This is a genomic window from Streptomyces sp. NPDC046931 (genome assembly GCF_040644655.1).
Taxonomy (GTDB): Bacteria; Actinomycetota; Actinomycetes; order Streptomycetales; family Streptomycetaceae; genus Streptomyces.
Genome location: NZ_JBEYWX010000004.1, coordinates 292,589 through 310,082 on the forward strand (window position 1 = coordinate 292,589; position 17,494 = coordinate 310,082).

General features: G+C 72.8%; 18 protein-coding genes. 8 read left to right on the forward strand and 10 right to left on the reverse strand.

Going from position 1 to position 17,494, the window contains the following annotated elements:
- Nucleotides 1-496: 496 nt before the first annotated feature.
- Nucleotides 497-2,101 (reverse strand): FadD3 family acyl-CoA ligase, encoded by a 1,605-nt coding sequence (locus tag ABZ876_RS11055; protein ID WP_361777717.1) that lies wholly within the window; start codon nt 2,099-2,101, stop codon nt 497-499.
- Between the two features lie 96 nt (nt 2,102-2,197).
- Between ABZ876_RS11055 and ABZ876_RS11060 the strand changes: the two genes are divergently transcribed.
- From ABZ876_RS11060 to ABZ876_RS11070, 3 genes are read left to right on the forward strand one after another with little or no spacing between them, the layout of a single operon-like run.
- Nucleotides 2,198-3,346, forward strand: coding sequence for a lipid-transfer protein (locus ABZ876_RS11060; protein WP_361777720.1), 1,149 nt, complete (start codon nt 2,198-2,200; stop codon nt 3,344-3,346).
- A gap of 3 nt (nt 3,347-3,349) precedes the next feature.
- A complete protein-coding gene (locus ABZ876_RS11065; protein WP_361777723.1) occupies nt 3,350-3,778 on the forward strand; it encodes an OB-fold domain-containing protein in 429 nt (142 codons plus the stop codon).
- The gene (locus ABZ876_RS11070) at nt 3,775-4,554 is read left to right on the forward strand and encodes an enoyl-CoA hydratase/isomerase family protein (RefSeq protein WP_361777726.1); all 780 of its coding nucleotides are present in this window, start codon (nt 3,775-3,777) and stop codon (nt 4,552-4,554) included. The genes ABZ876_RS11065 and ABZ876_RS11070 overlap by 4 nt, the downstream gene beginning before the upstream one ends.
- 60 nt (nt 4,555-4,614) lie before the next feature.
- On the opposite strand, the gene ABZ876_RS11075 is transcribed toward ABZ876_RS11070, so the two are convergent.
- Together ABZ876_RS11075 and ABZ876_RS11080 are read right to left on the reverse strand one after the other, a co-directional pair.
- The gene (locus ABZ876_RS11075) at nt 4,615-6,954 is read right to left on the reverse strand and encodes a serine/threonine-protein kinase (protein ID WP_361777729.1); all 2,340 of its coding nucleotides are present in this window, start codon (nt 6,952-6,954) and stop codon (nt 4,615-4,617) included.
- Nucleotides 6,955-7,266: 312 nt separating this feature from the next.
- Entirely contained in the window at nt 7,267-8,013 is a 747-nt protein-coding gene (locus tag ABZ876_RS11080) for a VOC family protein (protein ID WP_361777732.1), read from the reverse strand.
- 144 nt (nt 8,014-8,157) lie between these two features.
- On the opposite strand from ABZ876_RS11080, the gene ABZ876_RS11085 reads away from it, so the two are divergent.
- Complete coding sequence (locus tag ABZ876_RS11085; protein ID WP_361777735.1) at nt 8,158-8,805, forward strand: TetR family transcriptional regulator; 648 nt, start codon at nt 8,158-8,160, stop codon at nt 8,803-8,805.
- A gap of 125 nt (nt 8,806-8,930) precedes the next feature.
- Here the strand turns inward: ABZ876_RS11085 and ABZ876_RS11090 are convergent, their stop codons facing one another.
- On the reverse strand, nt 8,931-9,392 hold the full coding sequence (locus tag ABZ876_RS11090) for an Lrp/AsnC family transcriptional regulator (protein ID WP_361777737.1): 462 nt from the start codon (nt 9,390-9,392) through the stop codon (nt 8,931-8,933).
- An 82-nt stretch (nt 9,393-9,474) separates the two neighbouring features.
- Between ABZ876_RS11090 and ABZ876_RS11095 the strand changes: the two genes are divergently transcribed.
- A complete protein-coding gene (locus ABZ876_RS11095; protein WP_361777740.1) occupies nt 9,475-10,101 on the forward strand; it encodes a LysE family translocator in 627 nt (208 codons plus the stop codon).
- Between the two features lie 186 nt (nt 10,102-10,287).
- Here the strand turns inward: ABZ876_RS11095 and ABZ876_RS11100 are convergent, their stop codons facing one another.
- A complete protein-coding gene (locus tag ABZ876_RS11100) occupies nt 10,288-10,761 on the reverse strand; it encodes a nitroreductase/quinone reductase family protein (protein WP_361777743.1) in 474 nt (157 codons plus the stop codon).
- A complete protein-coding gene (locus ABZ876_RS11105) occupies nt 10,758-11,933 on the reverse strand; it encodes an acyl-CoA dehydrogenase family protein (protein WP_361777746.1) in 1,176 nt (391 codons plus the stop codon). The genes ABZ876_RS11100 and ABZ876_RS11105 overlap by 4 nt, the downstream gene beginning before the upstream one ends.
- Before the next feature lie 98 nt (nt 11,934-12,031).
- Between ABZ876_RS11105 and ABZ876_RS11110 the strand changes: the two genes are divergently transcribed.
- The gene (locus tag ABZ876_RS11110) at nt 12,032-13,207 is read left to right on the forward strand and encodes an acetyl-CoA acetyltransferase (protein ID WP_361777749.1); all 1,176 of its coding nucleotides are present in this window, start codon (nt 12,032-12,034) and stop codon (nt 13,205-13,207) included.
- A gap of 153 nt (nt 13,208-13,360) precedes the next feature.
- Here the strand turns inward: ABZ876_RS11110 and ABZ876_RS11115 are convergent, their stop codons facing one another.
- Nucleotides 13,361-13,528 carry a hypothetical protein gene (locus tag ABZ876_RS11115; protein ID WP_361777752.1) on the reverse strand — a complete coding sequence of 56 codons (168 nt, stop codon included), beginning with the start codon at nt 13,526-13,528 and terminating at the stop codon, nt 13,361-13,363.
- Nucleotides 13,529-13,677: 149 nt separating this feature from the next.
- Here ABZ876_RS11115 and ABZ876_RS11120 point away from each other — a divergent pair, with 149 nt between their 5' ends.
- Nucleotides 13,678-14,334 (forward strand): pyridoxal 5'-phosphate synthase, encoded by a 657-nt coding sequence (locus tag ABZ876_RS11120; protein WP_361777755.1) that lies wholly within the window; start codon nt 13,678-13,680, stop codon nt 14,332-14,334.
- Nucleotides 14,335-14,344: 10 nt separating this feature from the next.
- Here the strand turns inward: ABZ876_RS11120 and ABZ876_RS11125 are convergent, their stop codons facing one another.
- Genes ABZ876_RS11125 through ABZ876_RS11135 form a run of 3 tightly spaced genes read right to left on the reverse strand, consistent with a single transcriptional unit; the run spans nt 14,345 to nt 15,874 of the window.
- The gene (locus ABZ876_RS11125; protein ID WP_361777758.1) at nt 14,345-14,998 is read right to left on the reverse strand and encodes a GNAT family N-acetyltransferase; all 654 of its coding nucleotides are present in this window, start codon (nt 14,996-14,998) and stop codon (nt 14,345-14,347) included.
- A 31-nt stretch (nt 14,999-15,029) separates the two neighbouring features.
- Complete coding sequence (locus ABZ876_RS11130) at nt 15,030-15,425, reverse strand: Zn-ribbon domain-containing OB-fold protein (protein ID WP_361777761.1); 396 nt, start codon at nt 15,423-15,425, stop codon at nt 15,030-15,032.
- A complete protein-coding gene (locus tag ABZ876_RS11135) occupies nt 15,422-15,874 on the reverse strand; it encodes a DoxX family protein (RefSeq protein ID WP_361777764.1) in 453 nt (150 codons plus the stop codon). The genes ABZ876_RS11130 and ABZ876_RS11135 overlap by 4 nt, the downstream gene beginning before the upstream one ends.
- 396 nt (nt 15,875-16,270) lie before the next feature.
- Here ABZ876_RS11135 and ABZ876_RS11140 point away from each other — a divergent pair, with 396 nt between their 5' ends.
- On the forward strand, nt 16,271-17,470 hold the full coding sequence (locus ABZ876_RS11140) for an NAD(P)/FAD-dependent oxidoreductase (RefSeq protein WP_361777767.1): 1,200 nt from the start codon (nt 16,271-16,273) through the stop codon (nt 17,468-17,470).
- Nucleotides 17,471-17,494: the final 24 nt, after the last annotated feature.

Below are 17,494 nucleotides of genomic sequence, written 5' to 3' on the forward strand. Positions count from 1 at the left end.
CTCTACGGGCGGAAGGCTGGACTCCACTGCAATCCGGCGCTTGGGCAGAGCCGGGGCGGGTGCCTGACCTCGCCACACCGCTTGGGGCCGTGCAGTTCCTCAAGCCGCGGCTCGTCGTGAGCCACCACTCGGCGGCGGCACTCTGGCGGATCGAGACGCTCGCCCGGACCCGCGAGACGCCCCTGGAATTCACCGACCCCTCGCTCACTCTCCGCCGCGACGGCAAGAGCGTACGTGTGCATCGCATCCCCCTCCCCCAGGTCGAGGTCGTGCAGCGGTGCGGACTGCTCGTCACGGAGGTCCCCCGGACCCTTGCCGACCTCCTGCGTACCGGCCCCAGGGACGAAGCCCTCGTCGCGGTGGAGTCGGCGCTCGGCCGGCGCACCGTCGGCAGGGCGCGCCGCCTGCCGCTCACCACCCCAGCCGACCCCCGGGTGCTTCGCCGCGTCGCGCCGCCCGGGCCAACCCCCGAGCGCCCGGCCGCCCCGCCTCCGCCTCAACGGCCCCGCCCCCGGAGGTCGCCCTTCAGTACCTTGCCGCTCGCGTTTCTCGGGAGTTGCGGGAGGAACTCCACCTCCCTCGGGACCTTGTAGTTCGCCATCTCCCTGCGGGACCAGGCGATCAGGTCGTCGCCGGTCAGCACGGCACCCGGCCGCCGTACCACGTAGGCTTTGCCGACCTCGCCCAGCCGGGTGTCCGGTACGCCGATCACCGCCACGTCCGCCACGTCCGGGTGCAGAGCGAGGAGTTGCTCTATCTCCGCCGGGTAGGCGTTGAAGCCGCCGACGATGAACATGTCCTTGATGCGGTCCGTGATGCGGAGGTTGCCCGCTCCGTCCAGTACGCCCACGTCGCCCGTGCGGAGCCAGCCGTCCGGGCCCAGGACGTCCGATGTGGCCGTAGCGTCCTCGAAGTAACCCTGCATGACGTTGAAGCCTCGGACCAGGATCTCCCCGGGGGCGCCCGGGGGCAGGGGCTCGCCCTTCGGGTCCACCACTCTGACCTCCGTGCCGGGGATCGCCCTTCCCGACGTCGACGCGATCAGTGACGGGTCGTCGCCGCGACGGCACATCGTCACGAAACCGCTCGCCTCCGACAGGCCGTACGCCGTCAGGACCGTCGCGACGCCGAGTTCCCCGCGCAGGCGTTCCACCAGGCGCAGCGGTACCACCGCAGCTCCCGTGACCACCAGCCGCAGTGCGGAGAGGTCGTGGGCGTCACGCGAGGGGTGGTCGAGGAGGGACTGGTGGAGGGTGGGCGGGCCGGGGAGGACGGAGATCCGCTCCGCGGCGATGTTCGCCAGCGCCGTGTCCACGTTGAACACCGGCTGCGGGATCATCGTCGCGCCCCGCATCAGGCAGGCCAGCACTCCGGCCTTGTAGCCGAACGTGTGGAAGAAGGGGTTCACGATCAGATAGCGGTCGCCCTGCCGCAGGCCCGCCAGGTCGCTCCAGATCCCGTACGCGCGCAGTGTCTGGGCATGGGTGATCAGCGCGCCTTTGGGGCGGCCGGTGGTGCCGGAGGTGAAGATGATGTCCGACGGCGCCTCGCCGGTCACGGCCGAAGCCCGTCGCCGCACCTCCGGCTCCCCGACGCCCTCCCCGCTCGCCAGGAAGTCCTTCCAGGTGCGGAAGTCGGCCGGGGCGTCGTCCGCCAGGACCACCACCTGCTCCAGGTGGGGCAGGCGAGGGAGCGGGCCGTTTCCAGGGCCGTCACCCGCCGCGCGTCGCAGCGAGGCCACGTACGACGTGCCCAGGAACGTGCCCGTCACGAACAGCAGCCTCGCCCGGCTCCGCTCCAGGACGTACGCGGCCTCGCCGCCCTTGAAGCGCGTGTTGAGGGGGACCAGGACCGCGCCCGCCGAGACCGCGCCCAGCGCCGAGACGATCCAGTCCAGGGTGTTGGGGGCCCAGATCGCCACGCGGTCGCCGACGCCTACGCCGTTCGCGATGCAGGCCGCCGCCGCGCGGTCCACGCGGGCCCCCAGTTCGGCGTACGAGATCCGGGTGCGGCCCTCGACCACCGCCTCCACGTCGCCGTAGCGACGGACGGCGCTCCGGACCAGGCCCGGAATGCCGCCCCACTCCACGTCACCGCGCACAGCGACCTCCCCACGGCACGCATAGCTGACTGACCGTCAGATTAGCTGTAGCCTGACGACCTGTCAGCTAAACCGCTCGGGGGGAGAGGTGCACCCATGGCAGGGCTCAAGGACGCCACCGCCATCGTCGGCATCGGCCAGACCGCCTTCGCCAGGCGGCTCCCGGAGTCCGAGAAGGCCCTGGCCTGCCGCGCCATCCTCGCCGCCCTCGACGACGCCGGGATCGCACCCGGCGAGGTCGACGCGCTCGCCTCGTACACCATGGAGGAGACCGACGAGGTGGAGGTGGCGAAGGCCCTCGGGCTCGGGGACCTCACCTTCTTCAGCAAGGTCGGTTACGGAGGCGGCGGTTCCTGTGCCACCGTCGCGCACCTGGCCGCCGCCGTCGCGACCGGGCAGGCGACCGTCGGCGTCGCCTGGCGGTCCCGCAAGCGCGGCAGCGGGCCACGGCCGTGGCGGAACACCGCCGCCCAACTGCCCACTCCGGCCCAGTGGACGCGGCCCTTCGGACTGCTCAGGCCGGTCGACGAGATCGGCATGCTGGCCCGCCGCTACATGCACGAGTACGGGGCGACCAGGGACCACTTCTTCAACGTCGCCCTCGCCTGCCGGAACCGGGCCAACCAGAATCCCGCCGCCATCATGTACGAGCGGCCGCTGACGCGGGAGATGTACATGACCTCCCGGTGGATCAGTGAGCCGCTCTGCCTCTTCGACAACTGCCTCGAGACCGACGGCGCGCTGGCCTGCGTGATCGTCTCCGCCGAGCGCGCCCGCGACTGCCCGCACCGGCTCGTGTACATTCACGCGGCCGCCCAGGGGCTGCCCGCCCAGCACCACGGCATGGTCAACTACTGGAACGACGACCCGCTCACCGGACCGGCCTGGACGGCGGCCCGACATCTGTGGAAGCACGCCGACTTCACCCCGGACGACGTGGACGTCGCACAGATCTACGACGCGTTCACCCCTCTCGTACCGCTCTCCCTCGAGGGCTACGGCTTCTGCGGCAGAGGGGAGGGCGCCGCCTTCACCGAGGGTGGAGCCCTGGAGATCGGCGGGCGACTGCCCGTGAACACCGCGGGCGGCGGTCTGTCCGAGGCGTACGTCCACGGATTCAACCTGATCAGCGAGGGCGTGAGGCAGCTGCGCGGAACCGGCACCGCGCAGGTTCCGGGCGCCACCACCTGTCTGATCACCGCTGGTGAGGGCGTACCGACCTCCGCCCTGCTGCTGAGGAGCTGATCCATGGCCGACAGCCTTCTGTCCCCCGTTCCCGACGACGACGGCGCGCCCTTCTGGGAGTACGCCGGGCAGGGCGAACTGCGCGTCCAGGCCTGCACCGACTGCGGTGAGCTCCGTTTCCCGCCGCGGCCCTGCTGCCCGCACTGCCGGTCGTTCACGAGCGAGTGGCGGCGGGTGAGCGGGAAAGGGCGGATCTGGTCGTACGTCGTCCCGTATCCGCCGCTGCTCCCGGCCTATGCGGCGCGGGCGCCGTACAACGTGGTCGTGGTGGAGCTGGCCGAGGCCCCGCGTATCCGGCTGGTCGGGAACCTCGTCTCCGACGACGACGCGCCGCTGGACTCGATCCCGCCCGACCAGGTCCGGATCGGTGCGAGGGTGCAGGTCGTCTTCGGCGCGGACGGGCTGCCGCGGTGGGTCGAGGAGCGGCCGTGAGCCGGGGGCTGCGGGTCGCCGCCGACCGGTCCACGGGTGTCGCGGTCGTCACTCTCGACCGGCCGGCCAAGCTCAACGCGATCGATACGGCGATGGCCGGAGAACTGCGCTCCTGCTGGGGGCGGTTGCGGTTCGACGACTCCGTACGGGCCGTCGTGCTCACGGGGGCGGGTGAGCGGGCCTTCTGCACGGGGATCGACCGGGACACCCGGGTGCCGCAGCCCCGTTCGCCGTACATGGTGGACGATCCGCTGCTCCGGGTCGGGCCGAAGGCGAACGACCTGTGGAAACCGGTGATCGCCGCCGTGCGGGGCATGGTCTGTGGAGGGGCGTTCTATCTCCTCGGCGAGAGCGAGTTCGTCGTGGCGGACACCACCGCGACCTTTTTCGATCCGCACACCACGTACGGGATGGTCAGCGCGTACGAGTCGGTCCACATGGCGCACCGGATGCCCTGCGGAGAGGCGGCGCGCATGGCCCTGATGGGCACCGCCGAGCGGATCTCCGCACGTCGGGCCTACGAGGTGGGCCTGGTGTCCGAACTCACCGGGGCCGGTGGCGCGGTGGAGGCGGCGGTGCGCTGCGCCGAGGTCATCGCGTCCTATCCGCCCGAGGGGGTCCAGGGCACCGTGCGGGCCCTGTGGGCGGCGAAGGAGGCGGCTCGTGCGCAGGCCTTCGCGCAGGCGCCGCAGCTGATCGCGCTCGGGAACCTGCCGCCCGAACGGCAGGCGGAGCTGTTCGCCGCCCGGCGGACGGAGGGCCACCGGGTGCGGTGAGCACGGGGCGCCCGAGGGCGGCCGTCACTCCGGTACGACGGCCGTCCACGCCCGCGGGGCTCAGGCCGTCCGCGCCGTACCCGTTCCCTTCTCCGCGTCCAGCGCGTACACACAGCGGTCCTTGCTGCACGCGTACACCACGCCGTCCTTCACCACGGGCGCGCCGGTGATCTCCCCGCCCGTGGCCAGCTTCCAGCGCAGGCGCCCGTCGTCGGCCTTCAGCGTGTACAGCAGGTGGTCCGTGGAGCCGAAGTGGATACGGCCGTCCGCGACCGCCGGGGTGCCCACGATGTCGCCGCCCGCCTGGAAGCGCCATTTCGGGGTGCCCGTCACCGCGTCCAGGGTGTACAGGCCCTTGCCGCTGCCCACGTGGACGTGTCCCGCGGCGACCAGTACGGGGTCGATGGCCGCCCGCGACTCGGTCGCGATGCGCCAGCGGTCGCGGCCGTCCGCCGCGTCGAGGGCGTAGACCGTGCCGAGGTAGTCCGCGAGGTAGATGCCGCCGCCGGTGACCGCCGGGCCGGGCACGAAGGCGGGCGGGGACAGGAACACCGCCGGCGCCTCGAAGTGCCAGCGCACCATGCCGGTCGCCACCTCGACGGCCAGCACCCGGGTGCCGGCCGAGACGTACACACAGCCGTCCGACGCGTGCGTCAGGCGCAACGGGACGCCGCCGCAGGACGCCGCGTCGCCGATCGGGTACGACCAGCGTTCCTCGCCCGTACGGGCCTGAAGGGCCCGCAGCCGGGCGTCCTTCCACACGTACACGGTGCCGTCGTGGACCACCGGCCCGGCCTCCGGCGACTCGAAGTCGGTCTGGGCGCCGGTGATCTCCCACAGCTTCTGCCCGTTGGACGCCTCCCAGGCCTGGACGCCACCGCCGCGGGTCCCGGTGACGACCGTGCCCCGGTCGGCCTTGAGCGAGTACACCCAGCCGTCCAGGGACAGCCGCCACAGGTCCGTGCCCTCGCGGGCGTCCAGGGCGAAGAGCGTGGGGCCGTCCGAGGCGTGGACGCGGCCGTCGGCGACCGCCATCGACCAGGCGACGTCGCGTGTCTTGAAGCGGCGGCGGCCCGTGGCCACGTCCAGGGCGTGCACTTCGAAGGAGGTCACGTACACCAGATCGTCGGCGACCGCCGGCGTGCCCCATACGTCGTTGGACATGCGGAAGCGCCACGGGCGCCAGCCGGAGGCCGTCTCGGGGGCCGCGGGCGCGATCGCGGGTACGGCTCCGGCCGCGCCGTTGACCCCGGCGGCCGGACGGGACCAGGACGCGGCGAGGCCGGCCTCGGGGGGAGGGGCCTTCACGGCGGCCGCCCGCGCGTCGGCGACCCGGGGCCCGGGACCGATGGGGACCGATGCGCCCGCGAGCCGTACCGGTCCGGCGTCGGGCGCGCCGACCGGCATCGGCACCGGGTCGCGGGACGGCGGGGGCGGCACCGCGGGCCGTCCGGCGCCTGCCCCGCCGCTGCGGTTGCCGGCGGAGGGCGGGCTGGCCGGCGGGCGCCCGCCGCGGCGGGCCTCGATCAGGCTGACCGCCTTCTCGGGCAGCCATGCCGAGGCCGTACCGCTGTCGTCGGAGCCGGAGCCGAAGAGGTGGGGTGCGAGCTGCGCCTGGAGGTCGGCCGGGTTGGGGCGGGCGGTGGCCTCCATCTGCATGCAGGACTCGATGAGCGGGCGCAGCTCGTCCGGCAGGCCGGACAGGTCCGGGCCCTCGCGCAGCAGCATGAAGACGGTCTCGACCGGGTTGGCGCCGTGGAAGGGGGGATGTCCGGTGGCCGCGAAGACGAGCATCGAGCCGAGCGAGAAGACATCGCTCGCGCCGGTCACGCTGCGCGAGTCCTTCGCCTGTTCGGGGGACATGTAGGCGGGCGTACCGACCGCGACGTTCGTCATCGTCAGACGTGTGTTCGATACGCCGGAGGCGATACCGAAGTCGATCACACGGGGGCCGTCCTCGACGACGAGGACGTTCGACGGCTTGAGGTCACGGTGGACCAGGCCCGCCCCGTGGATGGACTGCAAGGCCTCCGCCACGCCCGCGGCCAGCCAGCGCACCGCCTGGGCCGGCAGTGGCCCGCATTCGGTCACTATCTCCTCGAGGGAGGGCGCGGGCACATAGGCGGTGGCGAGCCACGGCACGGCCGCGCGCGGGTCGGCGTCGACCACGGCCGCCGTGTAGAAGCCGGAGACCGCCCGGGCGGCCTCCACCTCACGTGTGAAGCGCACCCGGAACAGCTGGTCCTCTGCCAGCTCCGTGCGCACCGTCTTGATCGCCACGCGCCGGCCCGACGCCGAGCGCGCGAGATAGACCAGCCCCATGCCGCCGGCACCCAGCCGTCCCAGCACCTCGAACGGCCCGATCCGCCGCGGATCGTGCTGCGTCAGCTGATCCACCACTTGCCTGCCACCTCCCCGTACGGGTCGCGTCATCCGCCACGTGCACGCGACCCCGTGCAGCGTCTCACCACCGCACCGCCGTGGCGGCACGCACCCCGATTCTTCCTGTCCGGGCCACCGGTTGCGAACCCGGGGGCGGATCGGGGTGTCTCCGGACAAAACCACGTCAGACCGCTCCGGGGGAAGCGGGCGCCCGCATGGTGGAACGCCCGGCGTACCCCGGAAGTGCCGCGGAAAGCCGCGGAAATGCCGCCCCCGGCGGCATTTCCGGAACGCCCTCGGCGGCCTGTGGAGCGGCCGAAGCGGCGCCTGCTACCTCTGGAGCAGCGCGAAGGAAGCCCCCTGATTGTCCGTGACCACCGCCACTCGTCCGTACGAGGCCTCGAACGGCGGTACCTGTACCCGGCCGCCCAGACGGCCCACCGCCTCGATCGCCGCCGCGGCGTCCTCGACGCCGAAGTGGACGAGGAAGTGGGGCGGCATCTCGGCGGGGAAGACGTCCTCGATCGGCGCGCGCCCGAAGTCGGGGACGGCGCCCGGCCCGAACAGGGCGTCGTGGAAGAGTCCCGTGTAGAAGGCGTCGGCGACGGCCGTGTCCCGCGTGTACAGCTCGGACCAGGTGAAGGTGCCGGGTTCGTGCCGCTTGGCGAAGCCCGGGTGCGTCCCGGCCTGCCACAGCCCGAACACGGCGCCCTCGGGGTCCGCGGTCAGTGCCATGGTGCCGAGACCGCCCACGGGGGTGGGCGGGATGACGACCTGGCCGCCGGCCGCCCGGATACCCTCGGCGAGCGCGGCGGCGTCGGGCGTCGCGAAGTACACCGTCCAGACGGTGGGCATGCGGCCGTCCCGCTTGCGCACCAGCGCGGCCACCGGTTCGCCGTCCAGGCGCGCCCACACGGACGAGCCGTACGCCTCCTCGAAGGTCCACCCGAAGAGCGCACCGTAGAACCGCCTGCCCGCCTCGACGTCCGGCAGCTGGGCGTCGACCCAGCAGGGGACGCCTTCCGGGAAGGCGGTGCCGTCCGGACCCGCGCCACCGGAGGGCAGTTTTTCGGCCATGCCGCCAAGTTAAAAGGGATTCCCGCGGGGCGCTCGGCGTACGTACTCCCTTCTCACCAGCCACAGGAGCAGTCACCAGCCCCTGCACTCCCCATTTGCAGTCGGCCGAATCGCGCTCCCATCACCCCTCGGTAAGCTGACGGCATGACAGGACAAGTACGTACCGTCGACGGCCGTGTGGCCGGTCGGCGCGGGCAGGCGACCCGGCAGAAGCTGCTCGACTGCCTCAGCGAGATGCTCAGCTCGTCGCCGTACCGGGACGTCAAAGTCATCGATGTCGCCCGGAAGGCCGGGACGTCCCCCGCCACCTTCTACCAGTACTTCCCGGACGTCGAGGGCGCCGTCCTGGAGATCGCCGAGCAAATGGCCGCGGAGGGCGCCGGGTTGACCCGGCTGCTCGAGGGACGCTCATGGACCGGCAAGGCGGGCTGGCAGACCGCGCAGGAACTCGTGGACGGTTTCCTGGAGTTCTGGCGCAAGCACGACGCGATCCTCAGGGTGGTCGACCTGGGCGCGGCCGAGGGCGACAAGCGCTTCTACAAGATCCGCATGAAGATCCTGAACTCCGTGACCAACTCCCTCGCGGACTCGATCGCCGAACTCCAGTCCAAGGGCAGGGTCGACAAGGACGTGAGCCCGGCGGCCGTGGCCGGCGCGCTCGTGGCGATGCTCGCGTCCGTGGCCTCCCACCAGAAGGGGTTCACTTCCTGGGGCGTCAAGCAGGCCGAACTGAAGCCGAATCTCGCGCTGTTGGTGCACCTTGGCGTGACCGGGAGGAAGCCGACGAGATAGTGCTTGTGCGCACCTTTTTCCCTGACGGTCGTACCTTTCGCTGCTTTCGCTGACCAGGCCGGCTGTTACTGCATACGTTCTGTCATACGGGCGGTGGTCCACTCCGGTGGGCCGCCGCCCGCTGTTCATGCCCGCTTCATGGGCAGCGGGCGGTCCTCCACCACGTGCTTCATCACCAGGGTGGACGTCAACCGCTGCACGCCCGGCAGCGTCGCCAGACGCTCGTCGTAGAGCCGCTGGAAGGCGGCGAGGTCGACGGTGGCGATCCGCAGCAGATAGTCGGGGTCGCCGAAGAGCCGCTGGGCCTCCAGGACGTGCTCCACCTCGCTCAGCGCCCGCTCGAACCCGGCGACGGTGTCCCGGTCCTCCTGGCGCATCGAGACGAAGACCAGCGCCTCGAAGTTCAGCCCGACGGCGGCCGGGTCCACCACCGCCCGGTAGCCGCGGATCGCGCCGCTGCGCTCCAGCTCGCGCAGCCGCCGGTGACACGGCGAGACGCTGAGCCGCACCCGCCCGGCCAGTTCGGTCACGGTCAGCCGCCCGTCCTGTTGCAGCTCGGCAAGGATTTTCTGGTCCATGGTGTCCATGGGGTAGATCTTCCCCCATTACTGACGAGATCGGAGAAACTTCGGGAACACTTTCGGCCTCTTCACGCCTAATGTCACCGTCATGAACACGGGTGCGGTGATGTCCTTCCTCGCCGTGGACCTGCTGCTGGTCTGCGTGCCGGGCGCCGACTGGGCGTATGCGATCGCGGCGGGCCTGCGCGGGCGGTCGGTGGTGCCCGCCGTCGCCGGTCTGGTGGCCGGGTACGCGGTGCACACGGCCCTGGCGACGGCGGGGCTCGCGATGGTGGTGGCGGGGTCGCCGGGGTTGCTGACGGTGCTGACGGTGGCGGGTGCCGGGTACCTGGTGTGGCTCGGCTGGGGAGTGCTGCGCCGCCCCACCGCCCCGGGCGCGGCCGCCGGGCGGGCCGCCGACGCGAGCGTGGCCCGGGTCTTCCTGCGGGGCGCCGGCATCAGCGTCCTCAACCCCAAGGGCCTGCTGCTCTACCTCTCCGTGCTGCCGCAGTTCCTGGACGCGAGGGGCGCGCGGCTGCCGGTGGCGGCGCAGACGGCGGTGCTCGGGCTCGGGCACATGGTGTGCTGTGCGGCCGTCTACCTCACCGTCGGGGTCCTGGCCCGGGCGCTCCTGGCCGCCCGGCCCGCCGCGGCCCGCGCGGTCACCCGGACGAGCGGTGCCGCGATGCTGGGGATCGGCGCGTTCCTGCTGGTGGAGCGTCTGGCGACGCTGTGACCGTCGTATGGGCCGGGCGACGGGACGCGCGACGGGGTCCGCTTCGGCCGCCCGACGGCCCCGCATCGGCGCCGACGGGGTCCGCTTCGGCCACCCGACGGGCTCCGCATCGGCGCCGACGGGGTCCGCTTCGGCCACCCGGCGGGCTCCGCATCGGCCGTGCGAGCGGCCGCGCGGGCTGCGCCCTCAGCGCCGTACGAGCCGGAAGAGCCGGATCTCGCGCTCCACCCTCGCCTGGTAGGTCGCATACGGCGGCCAGAAGGCCAGCACCGCCCTCCAGGCCGCCTCCCGCTCCTCGCCCGTCAGCAGATGGGCCGTGACCGGGATGTCCTCTCCCTGCCAGCTGATCCCGGCGTCGGGGTGGACGAGAAGGTTGGCGGTCCAGGCGGGGTGGCCGGGCCGCCCGAAGTTGGAGCCGATCAGGATCCAGCTGCCGCCCCGCTCTGGCATGCATGCCAGGGGTGTGCGGCGCTCGAGGCCGCTCCTCGCGCCGGTGCAGGTGAGGATCACGCCCGGCAGCATCCGTGCGCTGAGCAGCACCTTGCCCCGGGTCATCCGGTGCACCGCACGGTCCAGCGCGGGCACGACGTGCGGCGCGACCTTGGCGAAGGCCCGGGCCGAGGACACCTTCTGAACGATCCGCACCCCTCTGGCCGTCATACCGCCACCTCCTTCTCCCCGAAGAGCCGGGCCGTGTCGGCCGCGTGTGCCCGCAGCCGGTGGACGGGCCCGAACAGCAGCTCGTCCCCTGCCGCCCGTTTGAAGAACAGATGGGCCTCGTGTTCCCAGGTGAATCCGATGCCGCCGTGCAACTGGATCGCCTCCGCGGCCGCGGTCCGCAGCGTGCGGAGCGCCTGGGCGAGGGCGAGCCCGCCGACCCGCTCCCCGTGGCCGCCGGCCCAGGCCGCGTAGTACGCCGCCGAACGCGCCGCCTGCACCCGGACGTACACATCGGCCAGCCGGTGCTTGACGGCCTGGAAGGAGCCGATCGCCCGCCCGAACTGTTCCCGCTGCTTGACGTACGCGACGGTCCGCTCCAGGGCACGGTCGGCGGCCCCGACGGCCTCGCAGGCGACGACCGCGGCGGCGCGGTCCCCTACGGCCGCGAGCACCTCGGGCACATCGGTGCCGTCCTCGCCCAGCAAGTCCGCCTCGGCATCGCGCAGTTGGATGCGCGCGCAGGGGCGCGTCGCGTCGAGGGCGGTTCCCCGCGTCCGTACCCCGCCGTCCCGCACCAGGAACAGCAGGGTCCGGGACCGGGCGAACCCGCCGGTGTGCGCGGCGACGACCAGCAGCCCGGCGCTGTGCCCGTCGAGCACCTGCCCGGCCTCCCCGTACAGCCGCCAGGCCCCGTCCGACCGCCGGGCCTGCATCCCGCCGGCGCGTCCGCCGCCCGCCCAGCCGCCCCGGTTGTCACCGACCAGGCGGAGGGCGGTGGCGAGTGCGGTCCCGGGCACGGCGAGGGCGGCCGTCAGCTCTCCTGCGGCGATGCGGGGGAGCAGGTCGGCGCGCTGGGCGTCGGTGCCCAGGGCGAGCAGCAGGGGAGCGGCGAGAACGGCCGTGGACAGCAGCGGGGAGGGGGCGAGGCAGCGTCCCGTCTCTTCGCAGGCGAGGGCGAGTTCGGTGGTGGTGCAGCCGGAGCCGCCGTAGGTCTCGGGGAGCGCGAGCCCGGGCAGGCCGAGCCGGCGGGCGAGCACGGCCCACAGAGCGGGGTCGTATCCGGTGTCCGTGTCGACGGCGGCCCGGACGTCCTGCGGCCCGCAGTGCCGCGCGAGCACGTCCCGCACCGTGCGGCGGATCTCGTCCTGTTCGGCGGTGAAGCGGGCGTCCATGAGCAGGTCCCCTCTGCGTCTGACGAACCGTCATATTAGGACGGGTCCGCACGCATGCACAGGTCCGGCGGCCGACTATCTGATGTACCGTCAGATACATGAGTGCTGTGACCGGGCGGCCCAAGGCCGCGATCGCGGGCGTGGCCCTGTCCGACTGCGGCCGGCTCGACGACGTGACGCCGTACGCCCTGCACGCCCAGGCCGCCCGCCGCGCCCTGGCCGACTCCGGGCTGGACCGCTCGGTGATCGACGGCTTCGCCTCCGCGGGCCTGGGCACGCTCGCCCCGGCGGAGGTCGCCGAGTATCTGGGGCTGCGGCCCACCTGGGTCGACTCCACGTCCGTCGGCGGCTCCACCTGGGAGGTCATGGCGGCGCACGCGGTGGACGCGATCGCGGCGGGCCACGCGCGGGCGGTGCTCCTGGCCTACGGCTCCACGGCCCGCGCGGATGTACGGGCCGGCCGCCGCACCGGCACCCTGTCCTTCGGTACACGCGGGCCCCTGCAGTTCGAGGCCCCGTACGGTCACACGCTGGTCGCCAAGTACGCGATGGCGGCCCGCCGCCATATGCACCGGTACGGCACCACGCTCGAGCAGCTCGCCGAGGTGGCCGTGCAGACGCGGGCGAACGCGGCCGCGAACCCGGAGGCGATGTTCCGCACTCCGGTCACCGTGGACGAGGTCCTGTCCGGCCCGGTGATCGCGGACCCCTTCACCAAGCTGCACTGCTGCATACGGTCCGACGGCGGGGCGGCGGTGCTGCTGGTGGCCCGGGAACTGGTACGGGACTGCCGTACGGCACCGGTGTGGGTGCTGGGAACCGGGGAGCACGTCTCGCACACGGCCATGTCCGAATGGCCCGACTTCACCGTGTCCCCGGCGGCGGTGAGCGGCCGTCTCGCCTTCCGGCGGGCGGGCGTACGCCCCGAGGAGATCGACTTCGCGGAGATCTACGACGCGTTCACCTATATGACCCTGGTCACGCTGGAGGACCTCGGGTTCTGCGGGAAGGGTGAAGGCGGGGCCTTCGTGGAGAAGGGGCGGCTGCTGGTGCGGGGCGGACAGCTGCCGGTGAACACGGACGGGGGCGGCCTCTCGGCCCAGCACCCCGGGATGCGGGGGCTGTTCCTGCTGGTGGAGGCGGTACGGCAGCTGCGCGGGGAGGCCGGGGACCGGCAAGTGCGCCGCCCTGAGGGCGAGTTGCCCCGACTGGCCGTCGCGTCCGGTACCGGGGGCTGGTTCTGTTCGTCGGGGACGATGGTGCTGGGGCGGTGAGCCGAAGGGCTGGGCCTACGGCCGCCATGTGCTGGACGTGAACCCCGTGGCCCCGCCACCCTCGGCGGGCTGGTTCCGCGAGGGTGGGCCCGGTCCCGCGGGGCCGGTGAACCGGGCGGCGGCGCGGGGCCGGGCGGGGTGGACCGGGACGGGTCAGGCACCCAGGGCGCGGACCATGCGGACGATGGCGGTCATCTGCGGTGCGCTCTTGACCGCGTAGTCCGCCGCATGGGTCGCCTTCGCCACCACGGGCGATCCCGGCTGGCCCGCGTACCGTGAACCCGACCGCGCGGTCCGCCGGTTCGGCGACTCGCCGGACATCGTCCACGATCCCCGCGGCGACCTGCGGGTCCGGTGGGAGGGCGTGCGCTGAAGCGCCGCCGCTCGTCCGCGCGTCGCCGCTCGTCCGCGCGCCCGGCCCCGAGCGCGGCCCCTCCGGGACCGCCAGGCCCGGGAGGCATACTCGGGACATGGGAACGGATCTTCATGAGCTGCTCAGGTCCCTCCGGGTCTGGGACGTCGAGCTGCCCTCCTTCGATCCGGCGACCGCGCCCGCTGACCCGCTGACGCTGTTCACGGAGTGGTTCGCGGAGGCGGTGGCAGCGGGCCAGACCGAGCCGCACACGATGTCGCTGGCGACGGCGGACGCCGACGGCACACCCGACGTCCGCACGGTGATGCTGCACGGAGCGGATGCGCAGGGCTGGGCGTTCGCGACGCACGCGGGCAGTCGCAAGGGGCGGCAGCTGGCGGTGCGCCCGTATGCCGCCCTGGGTTTCTACTGGCCCGTCCAGGGCCGCCAGGTCCGGGTGCGCGGGCCGGTCACGGCCGCGCCCTCCGAGGAGGGACAGGCGGATCTGCACGCGCGCTCGACGGGCGCGCTGGCGGCGGCGCTCACGGGCCGCCAGAGCGAATTGCTCGGTTCGCCCGAGGAGTTGGCGCGGGCGTCGGAAGAGGCGTGGGAGCGGGCACAGCGGGAGCCGGACACTCCGGTCCCGTCCTGGACGCTCTTCCGGCTCCGTCCGGACGAGGTGGAGTTCTTCCAGGGGGACGCAGGACGCCGGCACGTACGGCTGGTTTACCGCCGTGAGCGCGAGGGGTGGGCCAGGCAGCTGCTGTGGCCCTGACGGCGCGCGGTCAGGAGAGCCCCGGTCCGGGATCGAGCTCGGGCTCCGGGTCGCTCGCAATGCGCGCATGCAGGTGCACGTCCCGGAAGGCGTCCTGCCGGCCCTGCTCGAACATGGCGCCGCGCAACGTTCCCTCGTACCGGAAGCCACAGCGTTCCGCGATACGGCAGGACGCCTCGTGGCCCAGGGCGTGGCCCAGTTCCAGGCGGTGGAGACCCAGGTCGGTCAGGGCCCAGCGGGCGGCGACGGCCAGGGCGCGGGTGGCGACGCCGCCGCCGCGGGCCTCGGGCAGCACCCAGTAGCCGACGCGGGCGACACTCAGGACATGGTCGATGTCGTTGACGCCGATGTGCCCCAGCGTCGTACCGCTCGCCGCGTCCGTGATCCGGAACGAGGCGTTCCTCCCCTCCGCCGCACCCGCCGCCTTCGATCGCAGCGACTCGCGCGCGTCGGCCCGGTCCCGCACGATCTTCAGCGGTGTGTTCCACCGCCCGAAGTCCGGGTCCGTCAGCCCCCGGAACCATGCGTCCAGCTGCTCCTCGGACTCCGGATCCCAGCCGGTCAGCCGCAGTCCGTGGCCCTGTTGTTCGGGGATGGGGGACGAGGGGAGGGAGGTCGAGGTGAGGGGGGACGGGATGGGGGTCTTCGGGTGTATGTCGGCCATCGGGCCATTCAACCAACTGCGTGCACCGTGATCAGCGGCCCGGCGGCCGGAACACCGGCACGCCCTCCCTGAAGGCCGCCTCCAGCTCCATCCCGACCCGCAGTCCGGACTCCCCGCACTCCACCACCTCGGTCATCATCCGGGGCCCCTCCGCGAGCTCGACCACGGCGGCGACGTACGGTGTGCGCTCCCGGAAGGGCGGCAGATCGTTGCGATGGACGACGGACCAGGTGTGGAGCGTGGCGCGCCCGCTCGCCCGCTCCCAGGTCACGTCCTCGCTCCAGCAGTGCGGGCAGAACTCCCGCGGGTAGTGGTGGGCGCGTCCGCATGCCGAGCAGCGACGGATCAGCAGCCTCCCCTCGGCTGCCGCGTCCCAGTAGGCCCGTGTGAAGGCGTCCGCCTCGGGGACGTCGAAGCGCCCGCTCACCGGAACAGCCCCAGCGCGCTGTCGACCGACCAGGTCTGCCATGCCATCCCGAACAACCCGACCAGCGAGATCAGCGCCATCATCGAGTTCTGGCCCTGCTCGGCCCAGTCATGGATCATGAGCGTGAAGTAGAGGAGGTTGAGGAGCAGCCCGCCGGCCAGGGCGACCGGGGTCAGAAAGCCCGCGATCAGGCCGAGTCCGAGGGCCAGTTCGGCGTAGGCGACCACGTACGCCATCGTCCGCGGCCGGGGCGCCACCACCGCGTCGAAGCCTTTGCGTACCGCCGCCCACCGGTGCCTGGCCGCGATGTCCGCGGCCCAGGCGATCCCGCTGCCCTGCTCGAACCACGCCTTCTTGTCCTTGTGCCGCCAGCTCTCCAGCCACCACAGTCCGAGCCCGATGCGGAGCACGGCGAACCATTCCGCGCCGGTGAGCCAGATCGTGTCCATGAGACGCCCGCCCTCCCACCCAGAGCTTCCTGACGGTACGTCAGTTCAGCGCAGGGGGACCGACCATGCAAGACGCGTGCGGACACGAGGTACGCGGATGCGACGCATGCGGATGCGACGCACCCGGGCAGGATTCCCACCTCCGGGCCTCGGCCCCGCACCCCGGGCACGATTCCCACCTCCGGGCCTCGGCCCCACACCCCGGCCCCGCACTCCGACCCCGTCCTCCGGCCACGCGCCCCTCCCACACGACCCGTGAACCGGCCACCGGCCCGCCACAATCGGTCCGTCTACGTCACCGGACCCATCCGGTCCTCCTACAGCCGTGATCAATTCGCAATCGATTCCGGTCTTGACCGAGACCCATCAACCACCAGCGGGATTACGCTCCCGCTCATGGCCGACTCGACTGCTGTTCCGCCGCACTCCGTGGTGCCGGTCCACGAGGACCGACCGGTCTACGTCATCGGCGGCGGACCGGGCGGTCTGGCCGCGGCCTGCGCGCTGCGCGCCCGGGGCGTACGCGCCGTCGTACTGGAGAGGTCCGACCGCGTCGGGGCGTCCTGGCGGCGCCACTACGACCGGCTGCATCTGCACACCACCCGGCGCCTCTCGGCCCTGCCCGGGCTGCCGATGCCGAGGTCCTTCGGACGCTGGGTGGCGCGCGACGACATGGTGCGCTACCTGGAGAAGTACGCCGAGCACCACCAACTGGAGATCGTCACCGGCGTCGAGGTCTCACGCGTCGAGCCCGCTCCGGACGGCACCGGCTGGCTGCTGCACGCCACCGGCGGCCGCCGGCTGACCGGCAGCGCGGTCGTCGTCGCCACCGGCTACAACCACACCCCGCGCCTGCCCGACTGGCCGGGTCTCGACACCTATACCGGCGAGTTCCTGCACGCCGGCGACTACCGCAGCGCGGGGCCCTTCGCCGGGCGTGACGTCCTCGTCGTGGGCGTCGGCAACACCGGCGCCGAGATCGCCGTCGACCTGGTGGAGGGCGGGGCCTCCCGGGTGCGGCTGTCGGTACGGACGCCACCCCACATCGTGCGCCGTTCCACCGCGGGGTGGGCCGCCCAGTACACGGGGGTGCTCGTCCGCCGGCTGCCGGTGCGTCTCGTCGACCGGCTGGCCGGGCCGATGGCGAAGCTGAGCGTGCCCGACCTGTCGGCGTACGGGCTGCCCCGGCCCGGCACGGGGCTGTACAGCCGGGTCAACGAAGGCGCCATCCCGGTGCAGGATGTCGGGCTGATCGAGGCCGTGCGCAAGGGGCGGGTCGAGATCGTGGCGGCCGTCGAGAGTTTCGAGGACGGCAAGGTCGTCCACGCCGACGGCAGCCGGACCGAGCCGGAGGCGGTGATCGCCGCCACCGGGTACGTCCGTGCGCTGGAGGGGCTGGTCGGCCACCTCGATGTCCTGGACGTCCACGGCAGGCCGGTCGCGCACGGCGCCCGCACCGCGGACACCGCACCCGGCCTCCACTTCACGGGATTCACCAATCCGATCAGCGGCATGCTCCGCGAACTGGCCCGCGACGCGGAGAGGATAGCGAAGGCGGTGGCCCGCAGCGTGGAGCGGACCCGCACCGCCCACTGACCCGGCCGCGACCCCCCAGCCCGG